We start from the raw sequence: 15,559 nt of genomic DNA, 5'->3' as shown, positions 1-15,559 counted from the left end.
GGTGCCGGTCAGACCACCGTGTAGTCGACCTCGATCGAGAAGATCTCCCGGTCCCCGGAGCGGATGGTCCCGGTGAAGGCCTGGTCGTGGACGGCGGGCTCGGCCGGGGCCGAGGGCTCGACGTCCACCGTGCAGAGCTCGCCGGCCGCCGCCAGGTTGTCCGCCCGCAGCCGGAACAGCCCCGGCAGCCAGCGGGCGTCCGGGCCGGCGGCCGCCTCCAGCACGTGGTCGAAGAGCGCGAACGCGGCGTAGCCGGCCACCGACACGGGCAGCGCCGGATAGCTGTCGAAGTGTCCCCGGCACATCGACGCCTCGACCGCCAGCTTGGCCGCCGCGTTCCGGGCGTCGGTGGCGACGTCGACGAGCGGGGCGGGCAGGGTGTAGGGGTTGGCCGGCTCCGCCGCGTCGGGGGCCCGGGCCGGCCCCATCATGCGGCGGAAGACCGGTACGGACATGACGAGGTACTCGACGTCCATCTGCGCCACGAGGTTGCCGTGGGAGTCGCGCAGCTCGGTCCGGGCCTCGGCACGGTGCCGGCCCGTCATCTGCGCGCTCGCTGTCCCGGTGAGCGCGGTCAGGGCGCCGTCGGTGGCCGGAAACATCCGGCCGACGCCGCGGTGCGCGAGGTAGTAGTGCCGCCTGGTGCTCGGGTTGGTCGTGGCCGCCGCGCACAGGCCGAGGATGGCGAGGTGCCGGCCGGCCTCCGCGATGTTGACCGGCGTGGCCTGCCGTCCCGTCGGTGACTGGACCGGGACCCGTGCGCTGGTGAGCCCGGGCTCCGGGCTCGTCAGCTCGCTGAGTGCGTAGTAGGGCGGCGTCACGCAGATGCGCGGGCCGATCTGGCCGTATCCCACCGTTGTACCGTCGACAGAGGTCATGCAGTGCCTCCCCGAACCTAGTCAGCAGTGTTCGAACAGGCATCATGTGCACCACGAAGCGCGCCACGCCATGCTCGAAACGTGACTATTAAGTAAAAACCTCTGTATGGATGGGTATAGGGTGAATTTGGCGAGAGCTAACCGGCCAGTCCGCCGATCACCACGTCCCACTGCCGCACGCCGCGCTCGGCGACCAGCCCGCGCAGCGCGAACGGGTCCTCGTCCAGGATCGCCAGCGCCGCGTCGGCCGACTCCGCCTCGAGGATCAGCAGGGCGCCGACCCCGCCGTCGACCGGGCCCGAGGCGCGCACGACGCCGTCCGCGTTGAGGGCGCGCAGGAAGGCGCGGTGGTCGGGGCGGACCTCGTCGCGGGTCGCGACGTCGTCGGTGTAGGTGTAGCTCACGGCGTAGGTGCTCATGGGGGCAGCCTGCCATCCGCCCGGGTCAGCCGGTTAATTCTTGATGAAGACGCTCGCCCTGCACCCGCGCGCGCCCCACACTCTGAGCATGGACGCACGTGAGAACCACTTCGACCTCGTCGTGATCGGCTCCGGACCCGGCGGTCAGAAGGCCGCGATCGGCGCGGCCAAGCTCGGCAGACGCGTGGCGGTGGTGGAACGGCGCGACCAGGTCGGGGGCGTGAGCCTGCACACCGGCACGATCCCGTCCAAGACCCTGCGCGAGGCGGTGCTGTACCTGACGGGCCTGCAGATGCGCGACGTCTACGGCTCCAGCTACCGGGTCAAGGAGCACATCACCGTCCCGGACCTGCTGGCCCGGCTGCAGCACGTCATCGGGCGCGAGATCGAGGTGGTGCGCAACCAGCTCGCCCGCAACGACGTCGAGACCGTCGTCGGCAGCGCCCGGTTCACCGGCCCGCACGACCTCGAGGTGACCGACGCCGAGGGCGACGTCGTGCGCCGGCTGACCGCCGACAAGGTGGTCGTCGCGGTCGGCACCGCGCCCGCCCGGCCCGCGAACATCGCGTTCGACGGCGTCCGCGTGGTCGACTCCGACGGCATCCTCGACGTCAGCCAGGTGCCCCGCACCATGGTCGTGGTCGGCGCCGGCGTGATCGGCATCGAGTACGCCTCCCTCTTCGCCGCGCTCGGCACGCGGGTCACCGTCGTCGAGGCGCGCGACAAGATCCTCGACTTCTGCGACTCCGAGGTGGTCGAGGCCCTCAAGTTCCAGCTCCGCGACCTGTCGGTGACGTTCCGGCTGGGGGAGAAGGTCGAGTCCGTCACCGCGGGGGAGACCGGCACCATCACCACGCTCGCCTCCGGCAAGCGGATCCCCGCCGACTGCGTCCTGTACTCGGCCGGCCGGCAGGGGTCCACCGACGGGCTCGACCTCGCGGCCGCCGGCCTGGAGGCGGACAGGCGCGGCCGCCTCCAGGTCGACAAGCAGTTCCGCACCGACGTCGAGCACATCTACGCCGTCGGCGACGTCATCGGCTTCCCGGCGCTCGCGGCGACCTCGCAGGAGCAGGGGCGGCTGGCGGCGTACCACGCGTTCGGCGAGCCGGTCTCGTCCGTGCTGGAGCTGCAGCCCATCGGCATCTACACGATCCCGGAGATCTCCTACTGCGGGGACACCGAGGACCAGCTCACCACCGCGGGCGTGCCGTACGAGGTGGGGGTCGCGCGGTACCGCGAGCTCGCGCGCGGGCAGATCGTGGGCGACTCCTACGGGATGCTCAAGCTGCTCGTCTCCACCGAGGACCGCAAGGTGCTGGGCGTGCACGTGTTCGGGACGGGCGCCACGGAGATCATCCACATCGGGCAGGCGATCATGACCACGGGCGGCACCGTGGACCACCTGGTCGACACGGTCTTCAACTACCCGACGCTCGCCGAGGCCTACAAGGTCGCGGCGCTGGACGTCACCAACAAGATGCGGGACGTGGAGCGGTTCGGGCTCTGAGGCCTGACGCGCGAGGGCGCCCGCCCACCGGGTGGTGGACGGGCGCCCTCGTACGTGACCGGTGCGGCGGTGCTACTTGTCGCCGGCGATCGCGGGCACCTCGGCGTCCGCGAGGGTCACGAGCGCCTGGGCGTGCACGGCGTGCTGCCAGTTGCCCAGGTCCGCGACCGTCTTGATCTTGAGCTCGGCGAGCATCTCGTCGTGCTTGGGCGTGAGGCCCAGCAGCGCCGACGGCGGCGCCGCGAGGATCGCGGCGATGCTCTGGTCCTTGTAGGCCTTGTCGACGAGCTTGTTCAGGTTCAGGCTCACGTGCCTGCCTTTCGTCCGTGCGGTCGTGGATCGGCCGGATTCTCACCCGGCCGAGGGAAGGATGTCGCGATCGAAGGCGGTATGCAACTTTTGCCCGCATTGTCGGAGTAGCGCTGATCTGTCGGAACCCGCTTTGTTACCGGGGTGAATGAGTCGTCAGCTACCTCTTGAGTGTTGGACGTTCGTCCGGTTGACTTGGGCCTCGTGGTGGTCCCGGACGTCTCGACCAGGCTGGCTGCCGCGGTCCGGACCGCCCGTACGGCGGTGGGCCGCGGCCCGCTCCCGGCTGCGGCCGAGGACGTCCCGCACGACGACGCCCGGTGGCCGGCCGTGCTGCTCGACCCGGCCCGCGCCGTCGTCCCGTTCCTGGGCCGCGAGCGGGAGCTCGGCGAGCTCCGTTCCTGGGCCGAGGCGGACGTGCCGGTCAGCCTGCGCCTCGTCGTCGCCCCCGCCGGCTTCGGCAAGACCCGGCTCGCGGGCGAGCTCGGCGACCGGCTGGGCGGGTCCGGCTGGACCGTCGTCCGGGTGCCGCGCGGCAAGGAGGCCGCCACGGTCCGCGCCCGTCCCGCGGGCGACGTGCTGTTCGTCGTCGACGACGCGGCGGCACGGCGCGGCCTCGGCGCGATGCTCGACGCCCTGGCCCGCCCCGCCCGCGGCCGCACCCGCGTGCTCATGCTCGCCCGCGTCGCGGGGGAGTGGCTGCGCCGGCTGCGCTGGGGCTCGACGCTGTGGACGCAGCTCGGACCGGGCGACGCCACGCAGACGGCCCTGGACGTCTCGCTCGCCCCCGACCTGACGGACGTCATGGTGCTGGAGGCCGCGGTCGCCGCGTACGCCGCGCACCTCGGCGTGGCGGCCCCCGCGCTCGGCGACCTGTCCGCGGACGAGCCGGACCACGGCACCCGCGTGGTCGACCTGCACGCGGCCGCGGCGCTCGCCGCCCTCACCGTGGCCGGCGTGCCGGTCCCGGCCCACGAGCCGAACCCGCTGCGGGGGCTCCTGGACGTGGCCGCCGTCTCGTGGGCGGCGTCGGCGCAGGAGGCCGGGCTGGAGCTGAGCCTCGACGAGGTGCAGGACGTCGTCGCGGCGGCCTGCCTGCTCGGGGCCGACGACACCGCGGCCGCGCGCGACGTGCTGCGCCGCGTGGTGCCGGGCCTGCCGGCGCGCGCGGGCGCGCGCTGGCTGCTCGGGCTGCCGGCCGCCACCGCGGAGCTCGGGCCGAGCGCCGCCGGGCCCGACCGCCTCGGCGACCTGCTGGTCACCGACCGGCTCGGCCGGTCGGTCTCCCTGGTCGGGTCGTGCACGTGGGGTCTGTCCCGCAAGGCCGCGCTCCGGGTGGTGCGGGTCGCCCGGCGGCTGGAGGTCGAGCTGTCCGAGGTGCCGGAGGCGACCGCGCTGGCGGGCGAGCTCCTGCGCCGGGCCGCCGACTCCTACGGCGACGACCCGCGCGCGCTGCGGACCGCGTTCCTGCTCAAGCAGCGGTCCGTCGTCGACGCCTCGCCCGACGACGTGTACCGGGGCGAGCGGGCCGTCGCGGTCGCGAAGGACGCCGTGGGCCGCGCGGAGGCGCTGGTCGACCTCGGGACCGCGCTGCGGGACGTGGCGCGGCTGACGGAGGCGCTGGAGGTGCTGGGCTCGGCGGTCGAGGCCTGGCGCAAGATCGCCGCCGGCGACCCGGACCGCTACCGCACCGCGCTGGTCTCGGCGATCAACGCCCTGGGCAGCGCGCGCTGGCGGTCCGGGCTCAGCCGGGAGTCGCTGGCCGCCCACCAGGAGGCCGTCGAGCTGTGCCGGGCGGCTCCCGAGCGCGACCGGGCCTGGTGCGAGGCCGAGCTGGCCCGCGTCCTGATCAGCCTGGGCGTGGTGCTCAACGACGCCGGCGCGCCCCAGGCGGAGGACGCGGCCTTCGCCGAGCTGCTCCCGATCCTGCGGACCCTGGTGGAGCGCGACCCGCGGCAGTGGTCGGTCTTCCTGACCACTGCCCTGTCCAACCGCTCGGTGGTGCTCACCGAGAGCCGCCCGCAGGAGGCCCTGCCGTTCGCGCGGGAGGCGGTGGCGCTGAGCCGCGAGATGGTGCGGCAGGCCCCGAAGCGGCACCGCAACGAGCTCGGGTTCGCGCTGACGAACCTGGCCAACACCTACGCCGCGCTGGGCCGGGACCGCGAGGCGGTCGAGCCGCTCGACGAGGCCGTCGCCGTGCGGCGCGAGCTGGTCCGCGAGAACGCGGCGGCGCACACCTGGACGCTCGCCTACAGCCTCGCGTCGCTCGGGGCGGTGCGCTCCCGGCTCGGGGACCTCGAGGAGGCGATCTCGCTGGAGCGGGAGGCGGTGCTGCTGCGCCGCCGGCTCGCCCGGGAGCACCCGGCGCGGTACCGGCGGATGCTGGCGGCGTCCCTGTCCAACCTCGCGGTCACGCACTCCCGGGCCGGCGAGCCGGAGGAGGCCCTGCCGCTCGAGCGGGAGGCGGTCGCGATCCGGCGGGCCCTGGCCAAGGACGGCCAGCCCGGCGAGGACCACCTGGCGCACTCGCTCTCCAACCTGGGCGTGCTCTACGCCGAGCTCGGCCGCCCGGCCGACGCCGTGACGCCCACCCAGGAGGCGGTGGGGCTGCTGCGGCAGCTCGCCGAGGAGGACGCCGGCCGGTTCGAGCCGCCCCTGGCCGACGCCCTGCTCAACCTCGGCGCCGCGCTCCTCGACGCGGGCCGCCCGCAGGAGGGCGTGGAGCCGACGACGGAGGCCGTGCGCCTGCGCCGGGAGCTCGCCGGGCGCAGCCCCGAGGTGCACCTGCCGGGCCTGGCGGCCGCGCTGACCAACCTCGTCGCGGTGCACGTCGACCTCGGGAGGTCCGACACGGCGGCCGGGTACGCGCAGGAGGTCGTGAATGTCCGGCGCCGGCTCGTCGACGGCTCCTACGCCCACGAGCAGGACCTCCTGCGGGCGCTGGACCTGCAGGCTCGCGTGCGCCGGTCCGGCGCCGTCGACGGGCGCGCGATCCGCTGAACCGTGCGGGTGTGACGAGTCTCCCAGCCCGATTCGTAGAACACCCGTGCGAATGTCAGTGGTCCGCCCTAGGATGCCTCTGTGAGCAATCGTCTCGTCGTCTCCGGTGCCCGTGAGCACAACCTCAAGAACGTCGATCTGGACCTCCCCAGGGACCAGCTCATCGTCTTCACGGGGCTCTCCGGCTCGGGCAAGTCGTCGCTCGCGTTCGACACGATCTTCGCCGAGGGTCAGCGCCGGTACGTCGAGTCCCTGTCCGCCTACGCGCGGCAGTTCCTGGGCCAGATGGACAAGCCCGACGTCGACTTCATCGAGGGTCTGTCGCCCGCGGTGTCGATCGACCAGAAGTCCACCAACCGCAACCCGCGGTCCACCGTCGGCACCATCACCGAGGTGTACGACTACCTGCGCCTGCTCTACGCGCGCGCGGGCACGCAGTTCTGCCCGGTGTGCGGCGAGAAGGTGCAGTCGCAGACGCCGCAGCAGATCGTGGACCAGATCCTGGAGCTGCCGGAGAACACCCGGTACCAGGTGCTGGCGCCCGTCGTGCGCGGCCGCAAGGGCGAGTACGCGGACCTGTTCAAGGAGCTGCAGGCCAAGGGCTTCTCCCGCGCCCGGGTCGACGGCGAGGTGGTCCAGCTGACCGACCCGCCCACCCTTGAGAAGAAGCTGAAGCACGACATCGAGGTGGTCGTGGACCGGCTCGTGGCGCGCGAGGGCGTGCAGCGCCGGCTCACCGACTCGGTGGAGACCGCCCTCGCCCTGGCGAACGGCCTCGTGATGATCGAGCTGGTCGATGCCGACATCGACGACATCACGCGGACGCGCAAGTTCTCCGAGAAGCGCGCGTGCCCCAACGAGCACCCCCTCGCGCTCGACGAGATCGAGCCGCGGACGTTCTCGTTCAACGCGCCGTACGGCGCGTGCCCCGAGTGCACCGGCATCGGCTTCCGCCTGGAGGTCGACCCGGACCTCATCGTGCCGGACGACGAGCAGACCCTGCGCGGCGGCGCCGTCGCCCCGTGGGCGCAGACGTCGTCGGAGTACTTCGAGCGGGTGCTCTCCGCGCTGGCCGAGGAGATGAAGTTCTCCATGGACGTGCCGTGGCGCGCCCTGCCGGCCCGGGCGCGGGAGGCGATCCTGCACGGTCGCGACCACAAGGTGCACGTCAAGTACAAGAACCGGTGGGGCCGCGAGCGGCAGTACTCGACCGGCTTCGAGGGTGCGGTGACCTTCCTGGAGCGGCGCCACCGCGAGACCGACTCGGACTGGTCGAAGGAGAAGTACGAGGCCTACATGCGTGAGGTCCCGTGCCCGACCTGCGGCGGCGCCCGGCTCAAGCCGGAGGTGCTCGCCGTCAAGGTGGACGGCCTGTCCATCGCCGACGTCTGCCGCCTGCCCGTCGGGGAGGCCGCCGAGTTCCTCAAGGGCATCGAGCTCGGCGTCCGCGAGGCGCAGATCGCGACGGAGGTCCTCAAGGAGATCCACGCCCGCCTGGGCTTCCTGCTCGACGTCGGGCTGCACTACCTGACGCTGGAGCGGCCCGCGGGCACGCTGTCGGGCGGCGAGGCGCAGCGCATCCGGCTCGCGACCCAGATCGGCTCCGGCCTGGTCGGCGTGCTGTACGTGCTGGACGAGCCGTCGATCGGCCTGCACCAGCGGGACAACCGCCGGCTCATCGACACGCTCACCCGGCTGCGGGACCTGGGCAACACGCTGATCGTCGTCGAGCACGACGAGGACACGATCCGCGCGGCTGACTGGATCGTCGACATCGGCCCGGGCGCGGGCGAGCACGGCGGCGTCGTCATCCACTCGGGTGACTACGCCGGGCTGCTGGAGCAGCAGGACTCGCTCACGGGCGCGTACCTCGCCGGGCGGCGGTCGATCCCGCTCCCGGCGCAGCGCCGGCCCGTCGACGCCGACCGGCAGGTCACGGTGGTGGGCGCGCACGAGAACAACCTGCGCGACGTCGACGTGTCGTTCCCGCTCGGGGTGCTGACCGTGGTGTCGGGCGTCTCGGGGTCGGGCAAGTCGACGCTCGTGAACTCGATCCTCTACACGGTCATGGCGAACCAGCTCAACGGCGCCCGCCGGGTGGCCGGCCGGCACAGGCGCGTGACGGGCCTGGACCAGCTCGACAAGGTGGTCCACGTGGACCAGGGGCCGATCGGCCGCACGCCGCGGTCCAACCCCGCCACCTACACGGGCGTGTGGGACCGGATCCGCAAGATCTTCGCGGAGACCGAGGAGGCCAAGGTCCGCGGCTACGGGCCGGGCCGCTTCTCGTTCAACGTCAAGGGCGGGCGCTGCGAGGCGTGCGCGGGCGACGGCACGATCAAGATCGAGATGAACTTCCTGCCGGACGTCTACGTGCCGTGCGAGGTCTGCCACGGCGCCCGGTACAACCGCGAGACCCTCGAGGTGCACTTCAAGGGCAAGACGGTCGCCGACGTGCTCGACATGCCGATCGAGGAGGCCGCGGAGTTCTTCAAGGCGTTCCCGGCGATCTCGCGGCACCTGTCCACGCTGGTCGACGTCGGCCTCGGCTACGTGCGGCTCGGGCAGCCCGCCCCCACGCTGTCGGGCGGCGAGGCGCAGCGCGTCAAGCTGGCGGCGGAGCTGCAGAAGCGCTCGTCGGGCCGCTCGGCCTACGTGCTGGACGAGCCGACCACGGGTCTGCACTTCGAGGACGTGCGCCGGCTGCTCGGCGTGCTGCAGTCGCTGGCGGACAAGGGCAACACGGTCATCGTGATCGAGCACAACCTGGACGTCATCAAGAGCGCCGACTGGGTCATCGACATGGGTCCGGAGGGCGGCAGCGGCGGCGGCATGGTCGTGGCGCAGGGCACGCCCGAGGTCGTGGCCGAGGTCCCGGAGAGCCACACCGGGACGTACCTCGCCGAGATCCTCGACGGCCACGCGCCCGTGGACGCCGCGGCGACCAACGGGGCGCCGAAGGCCGCCAAGGCCAAGTCCACGGGCGCCAAGGCGAACGGGACCGCGGCCAGCCGGTCCCGGCGCAAGGCCGCCGTCGCGGGCTGAGGCGGCCGGGGCCGGCCTCGCACCGGAGGGCCGGACCGAACCCCTGCGCGGGGTCTGGTCCGGCCCTCCGGTGTGCTGCGGAGGTGCGTGTCGCGCACGTGCCGGGGAGCGTTGCCCGGGGCATGCGTCCTGGCGGCGGCGGGCAGCAGTGCTCTACAGTGATCTCGACGAGGAGGTTGCCTGATATGTCGGAGATGTACGGTGCGGACATCAGCGCGCTCCGGACCCTCGGAAACACGATGGTCCAGCAGAGCGACGTGCTCGAGACCGCTGTCGGCCAGATCACGCAGGCGGTCTCCGAGACGGCGTGGTCCGGTCCCGACCACGAGGGCTTCCTCGAGGAGTGGCACGTGACGCACTCCGGGGCCCTGCGCGCGGTCGCGCTGGGCCTCGCGGAGGTGGGCCGCCGCGTCATCGCGAACGCGGACGCCCAGGAGCGGACGAGCGAGACGTACGACGGCGCCGTCGGCGGCGTCGCCGGTCCGGGTCCCGGCCGCGGCCCGGAGGGCACGGACCAGAGCTCGTCCGGCGGCCAGGGCGACAAGGACAAGGCGGCGGGCGACCTCGGCAAGCTGGAGGACGCCGGCAACGTGCCGCTCGACGACAAGGCGATCGACGCGAGCCAGATCGAGCAGGGCAGCCTCGCGGACTGCTGGTTCCTCGCCTCGGCGGGCGCCATCGCGGAGCGGGACCCGGACTGGATCCGCGAGCACATCAAGCGCAACGACGACGGCACCTACACGGTGACGTTCTACGAGGACGGCGAGCCGGTGCAGGTCACCGTGGACTCGCAGGTGTACGAGAACGCGGCTGGCGACCCGAGCGGCGACCCGTCGTGGATCTCCATCTACGAGAAGGCCGCCGTCCAGCACCTGGGCGGCCAGTACGACGACATCGAGTACGACAGCGCGTCCAAGGCGCTGGAGATGATGACGGGCAAGGACACGTCCAGCGAGTCGCTCGACCCCGTCCTGCCGTGGGACGACCCGCCCAGCCTGGAGTCGATCCGCGACCGGCTGGGCAACGGCGAGCCGGTCGTGGCCGCCAGCCCGGACGGCGGTGGCTGGTTCGGCGACCCGCCGCCGGACAAGGAGGTCGTCAACAACCACGTGTACGTGGTGGACGGCGTCTCGGCAGACGGCAAGACGATCACGCTGGTCAACCCGTGGGGCCCGAACGGCGGTACGGGCTCGGACGGGAACACCAAGCCGGGGACCATCACCATGTCGGCGGACGAGTTCTATGACAACTTCGACTCCGTGACCTACGGCGGGTCGATGAAGTGACCGCCGTCGAACGAGGGAGAGGGGCTGCCGTGGCCGACGACACGGGAACGGGCCCGGGCACGGGTCCCGTGGTCCGGGTGAGGCAGAGCGCGCAGGCGCGGTTCGGCGCCACGCGCGTGGGTGTCATGGTCGCCGGGCCGCGCGACGGCGTGCCGACGGCGCGCCTCCTGGTGCGTTCCGACGACGGGCGGCGGGCGACGGTCGACGCCGTGGTCGGCGACCGCGTGGACCTGTTCGGCGAGGGCGCGCTGGAGCTCGTCGGGGTCGAGGGCGGGCGCACGCCGAAGGAGCAGAGCGCGGTCACGGTGCGCCAGGTCCCGGCGGCCTGACCGGCCCGCATGGCTTGACCGGCCCGCGCGGCCGGCCCGCCCGGCCGCCTGCGAGGCGTGGCCCTCGTCACCCTGCCCCGCTAGGGTGAGCAGCATGAGCGGAGCCACGCATGACTACGCCGTGACGGTGCGGTGGACGGGCGCGGGGGACACGGGTACGTCGTCGTACACCGCCTACTCGCGCGACCACGAGATCGACCTGGCCCACAAGCCGCCCCTCCTGGGCTCGGCGGACCCGGCGTTCCGGGGCGACCCGGGCCGGTACAACCCCGAGGAGCTGTTCGTCGTCAGCCTGAGCCAGTGCCACATGCTGTGGTTCCTGCACCTGGCTGCGGAGTCGGGCCTGGTCGTGCGCGAGTACTCGGACGCGGCGACGGGCACCATGCGCGTCGAGTCGCGGGGCGAGGGTGCGTTCACGGACGTGACGCTGCACCCGCGGGTCGTGGCGGACGCGGGCGAGCTCGCCACGGACGAGCACGTGGCCGCGCTGCACCACAAGGCGCACGCGATGTGCTTCATCTCGCGCTCGGTCAACTTCCCGGTGGTCGTCGCGCCGGTGCCGCTCGCCGTCCCCGCCTGACCCCGGCGGCGCAGGCCGCGCCATCCGCGGTGCCGGCCCGCGTCGTCGTCCCGCGTTGTCAGTGGCAGCGCATAGGTTGGTGCCATGGCGGATCCAGCAACCTATCGACCCAAGGCGGGAGAGATCCCGACGTCGCCCGGTGTCTACCGGTTCCGCGACGAGCACGGCCGGGTCATCTACGTGGGCAAGGCGAAGAACCTGCGCCAGCGCCTGGCGAACTACTTCCAGGACGTGGCGCACCTGCACGAGCGCACGCAGCGGATGGTGACCACCGCGGCGTCGGTCGAGTGGACGGTGGTGGGCACCGAGGTCGAGGCGCTCGCCCTGGAGTTCACCTGGATCCAGCAGTACGACCCGCGGTTCAACGTGAAGTACCGCGACGACAAGTCGTATCCGTACCTCGCGGTGACCCTGGGCGAGGAGGTGCCGCGCGCGCAGGTCATGCGTGGGGCCAAGCGCAAGGGCACCCGGTACTTCGGGCCGTACGGGCACGCCTGGGCCATCCGGGAGACCCTCGACCTGCTGCTGCGGGTGTTCCCGATCCGCACCTGCTCCGCGGGGGTCTACAAGCGGGCGGGGCAGTCGGGCCGCCCGTGCCTGCTCGGGTACATCGACAAGTGCTCGGCGCCGTGCGTGGGCCGCATCAGCGTGGACGACCACCGCGCGCTGGTCCTGGACTTCTGCGACTTCATGGCGGGCGACACGGCCAAGTTCGAGCGCCGGCTGACCAAGCGCATGCAGGAGGCCGCCGCCGAGATGGAGTACGAGCAGGCCGCCCGTCTGCGCGACGACATCGAGGCGCTGCGCCGCGCCACCGAGAAGAACGCGGTGGTGCTCGGCGACGCCACGGACGCCGACGTGTTCGCGCTGGTGGGCGACGAGCTGGAGGCCGCCGTCCAGGTCTTCCACGTCCGGGGCGGCCGCATCCGCGGCCAGCGCGGCTGGGTGGTCGAGAAGGTCGAGGACATCAGCGACGGCGAGCTCGTGGAGCACCTGCTGCAGCAGGTGTACGGGTCCGACCAGGACCTGAGCGGCCCCGAGGCCCGCGACGCCGTGCCCCGCGAGGTGCTCGTCCCGGTGCTGCCGCCAGACCTGGACCAGGTGGGCGCCTGGCTCACCGGCCTGCGCGGCTCGCGCGTGGACATCCGCGTGCCGCAGCGCGGCGACAAGAAGGAGCTCGCGGAGACCGTCCGCAAGAACGCCGAGCACGCGCTGGTGCTGCACCGCACCCGCCGCGCGGGCGACCTCACGACCCGCAGCCAGGCGCTGCGCGAGATCCAGGAGGCGCTCGACCTGGAGTCGGCGCCCCTGCGCATCGAGTGCTACGACATCTCCCACACCCAGGGCACCTACCAGTCCGCGTCCATGGTGGTCTTCGAGGACGGGCTGCCCCGCAAGAGCGAGTACCGCTCGTTCAGCATCCGCGGGTCGGACGGCGACGGCGCCCGCGACGACACGCAGGCCATGCACGAGGTCATCACGCGCCGGTTCAAGCGCTACCTCAACGACCGGCTCAAGGCCAACGACGTCGAGATCTCCGCGGGGGAGGACCGCGACGCCGACGACCCGGCCGGCGCCCTGCCCGGGGCGCTGCCCGGCGGCGAGGTCGCCGCCGACGCCCCGGAGGAGAAGGCCCGGTTCGCCTACCCGCCGAGCCTCGTGGTGGTCGACGGCGGGCCGCCGCAGGTCGCCGCCGCCAAGAAGGCGCTGGAGGAGCTCGGCATCACCGACGTCGCGCTGTGCGGCCTGGCCAAGCGGCTGGAGGAGGTGTGGCTGCCCGGCGAGGAGTACCCGGTCATCCTGCAGCGCTCCAGCGAGGGCCTGTACCTGCTGCAGCGCGTCCGCGACGAGGCGCACCGGTTCGCGATCACGCAGCACCGCCGCCGGCGCAGCAAGGGCATGACGGCCTCCGTGCTCGACGACGTCCCGGGGCTCGGGCCGGCCCGCAAGAAGGTGCTGCTCACCCACTTCGGGTCGGTCAAGCGGCTCAAGGCGGCGAGCGTCGAGGAGATCGCCAGCGTGCGGGGCATGGGGACCACGACGGCCGCGGCCGTCGTTGCCGCCCTGAAGGCCTGACGCTGGCATGCTTGGTGCCATGAGCAACACCGAGCCGTCCCCCACCACGGCCCCCGAGGGAATCGCCGCGGTCGAGGCCGCCACGCACACCCCCGAGCGCAGCGACCCGCAGGTCCTGGTGATCACCGGGATGTCCGGCGCCGGCCGGTCCCGGGCCGCCGCCGTGCTGGAGGACCTCGACTGGTACGTGGTCGACAACCTGCCGCCCATGATGCTGGTGCCCCTGGTCGACCTGATGGCCAAGGGGTCCAGCATCGAGCGCGTCGCCGTCGTCGTGGACGTGCGCGGCCGCCAGTTCTTCTCGGAGCTGGACAAGGTGCTCGTGCACATGACGGAGGCCAAGGTGGCCTACCGCATCCTGTTCCTGGACGCGAGCGACGAGGTGCTGGTGCGCCGCTTCGAGCAGGTGCGCCGCCCGCACCCGCTGCAGGGCGACGGCCGGATCCTGGACGGCATCGCCGAGGAGCGCTCCGTCGTCGCGACGCTGGCCGAGCGCGCCGACCTGCGGATCGACACCTCCGACCTGTCCGTGCACGACCTCGCCCGGGAGATCCGCGCCTGGCTCGCGCACGACGCGACCGAGCAGCTGCGCATCAACGTGATCTCGTTCGGGTTCAAGTACGGCATCCCCCTGGACGCGGACCACGTGGTGGACGTACGGTTCCTGGCCAACCCGTACTGGATCACCGAGCTGCGGCACCTGACGGGGCGCGACCAGCCGGTACGCGACTACGTGCTCGCCCGCCCGGGCGCCGTCGAGTTCGCGGACCGCTACGTCGACGCCCTGGCACCGGTGCTCGCCGGCTACCTCAACGAGGAGAAGCGTTACGTGACCATCGCCGTGGGATGCACGGGCGGAAAGCACCGGTCCGTCGCCATGTCCGACGCCATCGCGGAGCGGCTGCGCGCCCGCGGGCAGCTCGTCTCCGTCTCGGCGCGTGATCTGGGCCGCGAATGATCCCGCACGCGCCGGGGGTGCCCGACGTCCCCGCCCCGGAGTGGAGCAAGAACCCGTCGGTCGTCGCCCTCGGCGGCGGCCACGGCCTGTCCGCCAGCCTGTCCGCGCTGCGGCTCATGTCGGACCGCCTCACCGCCGTCGTGACGGTGGCCGACGACGGCGGCTCGTCCGGCCGGCTGCGCGACGAGCTCGACGTGCTGCCTCCCGGTGACCTGCGGATGGCGCTCGCGGCCCTGTGCGACGACTCCGAGTGGGGCCGCACGTGGAGCGCGATGCTGCAGCACCGGTTCTCGTCGTCGGGCGAGCTGGACAACCACGCCATGGGCAACCTGCTCATCGTCGCGCTGTGGGAGCTGCTCGGCGACCCGGTCGAGGGGCTGGACTGGGTGGGCCGCCTGCTCGGCGCCCGCGGGCGGGTGCTGCCGATGGCGTCGGTGCCGCTCGTGGTCGAGGCCGACGTGCGGCACACCGCGGCGCCCGGCGAGCCGGAGGCGCCCCTGGAGACCGTGATCGGGCAGAGCAAGGTCGCCGTGACCGAGGGCCGGATCGAGCAGCTCCGACTGCTGCCCGCGGACCCGCCGGCGTCCCCGGAGGCCGTCCAGGCGGTGCTCGACGCCGACTGGGTGGTCCTCGGCCCCGGGTCCTGGTACTCCTCGGTGCTGGTCCACCTGCTGGTGCCCGCCCTCGCGGACGCCCTGCACGTCACCAAGGCGCGCCGGTGCGTCACGCTCAACCTGTCCGCGGAGAACGGCGAGACGGCGGGCCTGACCGCCGTCGACCACCTGGAGGCGCTGCACAAGCACGCGCCCGGCCTGCGGATCGACGCCGTGCTGGCCGACCCGTCCGCCGTCGAGGACGTCGCGGCCCTGGAGGCCGCGGCCGCGTCGATGGGCGCGCGCGTGATCATGCGGCAGGTGCGCCGCGGCGACGACACCGCCCGGCACGACGGACTGCGCCTGGCGGCCGCCTACCGGGACGTGTTCGAGGGCGTCTACGGCGACGTCTGACCCTGCTCTGACCAGGCCCGGCGCGCGATCGCCCGCACGACGACGTGCGGGGCGCACGCCCGCCGTCCGCGATGCGAGACCCTTCGTGGACACCGTTGACATGCCCCGCGGACGGCCGTAACTTCCCGCATACCGAATTCCGATCAATCCGATAGGGAATTCGAA

12 protein-coding genes are annotated in these 15,559 nt (G+C 72.8%); 9 read left to right on the top strand and 3 right to left on the bottom strand.

All coding sequences use genetic code 11. The annotated features are described in order from the left end of the window. Window positions 1–8: 8 nt before the first annotated feature. Both ACFWEJ_RS07280 and ACFWEJ_RS07275 read right to left on the bottom strand, forming a co-directional pair. Complete coding sequence (locus tag ACFWEJ_RS07280) at window positions 9–878, bottom strand: hypothetical protein (protein WP_377228527.1); 870 nt, start codon at window positions 876–878, stop codon at window positions 9–11. A 137-nt stretch (window positions 879–1,015) separates the two neighbouring features. Then, on the bottom strand, window positions 1,016–1,297 hold the full coding sequence (locus tag ACFWEJ_RS07275) for a YciI family protein (RefSeq protein ID WP_377228526.1): 282 nt from the start codon (window positions 1,295–1,297) through the stop codon (window positions 1,016–1,018). Window positions 1,298–1,385: 88 nt separating this feature from the next. Between ACFWEJ_RS07275 and sthA the strand changes: the two genes are divergently transcribed. Then, window positions 1,386–2,804, top strand: coding sequence for a Si-specific NAD(P)(+) transhydrogenase (gene sthA, locus ACFWEJ_RS07270; protein WP_377228525.1), 1,419 nt, complete (start codon window positions 1,386–1,388; stop codon window positions 2,802–2,804). A gap of 72 nt (window positions 2,805–2,876) precedes the next feature. Here sthA and ACFWEJ_RS07265 read toward each other — a convergent pair whose 3' ends face one another. Beyond that, a complete protein-coding gene (locus ACFWEJ_RS07265; RefSeq protein WP_020014780.1) occupies window positions 2,877–3,113 on the bottom strand; it encodes a hypothetical protein in 237 nt (78 codons plus the stop codon). A gap of 204 nt (window positions 3,114–3,317) precedes the next feature. Here ACFWEJ_RS07265 and ACFWEJ_RS07260 point away from each other — a divergent pair, with 204 nt between their 5' ends. The 8 genes from ACFWEJ_RS07260 to yvcK all read left to right on the top strand — a co-directional run bounded on the left by ACFWEJ_RS07260 (window position 3,318) and on the right by yvcK (window position 15,394). After that, complete coding sequence (locus tag ACFWEJ_RS07260) at window positions 3,318–6,113, top strand: tetratricopeptide repeat protein (RefSeq protein WP_377228524.1); 2,796 nt, start codon at window positions 3,318–3,320, stop codon at window positions 6,111–6,113. An 81-nt stretch (window positions 6,114–6,194) separates the two neighbouring features. Then, window positions 6,195–9,158: an excinuclease ABC subunit UvrA gene (uvrA, locus tag ACFWEJ_RS07255; protein WP_377228523.1), complete on the top strand. Its 2,964-nt coding sequence runs from the start codon at window positions 6,195–6,197 to the stop codon at window positions 9,156–9,158. Window positions 9,159–9,343: 185 nt separating this feature from the next. Beyond that, window positions 9,344–10,444 carry a C2 family cysteine protease gene (locus tag ACFWEJ_RS07250; protein WP_377228522.1) on the top strand — a complete coding sequence of 367 codons (1,101 nt, stop codon included), beginning with the start codon at window positions 9,344–9,346 and terminating at the stop codon, window positions 10,442–10,444. A gap of 29 nt (window positions 10,445–10,473) precedes the next feature. Further along, on the top strand, window positions 10,474–10,773 hold the full coding sequence (locus ACFWEJ_RS07245) for a hypothetical protein (RefSeq protein ID WP_377228521.1): 300 nt from the start codon (window positions 10,474–10,476) through the stop codon (window positions 10,771–10,773). Window positions 10,774–10,867: 94 nt separating this feature from the next. Beyond that, entirely contained in the window at window positions 10,868–11,353 is a 486-nt protein-coding gene (locus tag ACFWEJ_RS07240) for an OsmC family protein (RefSeq protein WP_377228520.1), read from the top strand. An 84-nt stretch (window positions 11,354–11,437) separates the two neighbouring features. Then, complete coding sequence (uvrC, locus tag ACFWEJ_RS07235; RefSeq protein ID WP_377228519.1) at window positions 11,438–13,429, top strand: excinuclease ABC subunit UvrC; 1,992 nt, start codon at window positions 11,438–11,440, stop codon at window positions 13,427–13,429. 19 nt (window positions 13,430–13,448) lie between these two features. Beyond that, entirely contained in the window at window positions 13,449–14,387 is a 939-nt protein-coding gene (gene rapZ / locus ACFWEJ_RS07230; protein WP_377228518.1) for an RNase adapter RapZ, read from the top strand. Continuing rightward, window positions 14,384–15,394, top strand: coding sequence for a uridine diphosphate-N-acetylglucosamine-binding protein YvcK (yvcK, locus tag ACFWEJ_RS07225; RefSeq protein WP_377228517.1), 1,011 nt, complete (start codon window positions 14,384–14,386; stop codon window positions 15,392–15,394). Before rapZ ends, yvcK begins: the two co-directional genes overlap by 4 nt. Window positions 15,395–15,559 lie beyond the last annotated feature (165 nt).

It is taken from the genome of Promicromonospora sp. NPDC060204, assembly GCF_042728455.1.
GTDB lineage: Bacteria > Actinomycetota > Actinomycetes > Actinomycetales > Cellulomonadaceae > Promicromonospora.
The sequence above is the reverse complement of the archived record's forward strand: the minus strand, read 5'-3'. Positions and strand labels throughout refer to the sequence as shown.

Coding starts and splice junctions, on each gene's coding strand:
- ACFWEJ_RS07280 (WP_377228527.1), bottom strand. CDS start 878: ATGACCTCTGTCGACGGTACAACGGTGGGATACGGCCAGATCGGCCCG.
- ACFWEJ_RS07275 (WP_377228526.1), bottom strand. CDS start 1,297: ATGAGCACCTACGCCGTGAGCTACACCTACACCGACGACGTCGCGACC.
- sthA (WP_377228525.1), top strand. CDS start 1,386: ATGGACGCACGTGAGAACCACTTCGACCTCGTCGTGATCGGCTCCGGA.
- ACFWEJ_RS07250 (WP_377228522.1), top strand. CDS start 9,344: ATGTCGGAGATGTACGGTGCGGACATCAGCGCGCTCCGGACCCTCGGA.
- ACFWEJ_RS07240 (WP_377228520.1), top strand. CDS start 10,868: ATGAGCGGAGCCACGCATGACTACGCCGTGACGGTGCGGTGGACGGGC.
- uvrC (WP_377228519.1), top strand. CDS start 11,438: ATGGCGGATCCAGCAACCTATCGACCCAAGGCGGGAGAGATCCCGACG.
- rapZ (WP_377228518.1), top strand. CDS start 13,449: ATGAGCAACACCGAGCCGTCCCCCACCACGGCCCCCGAGGGAATCGCC.
- yvcK (WP_377228517.1), top strand. CDS start 14,384: ATGATCCCGCACGCGCCGGGGGTGCCCGACGTCCCCGCCCCGGAGTGG.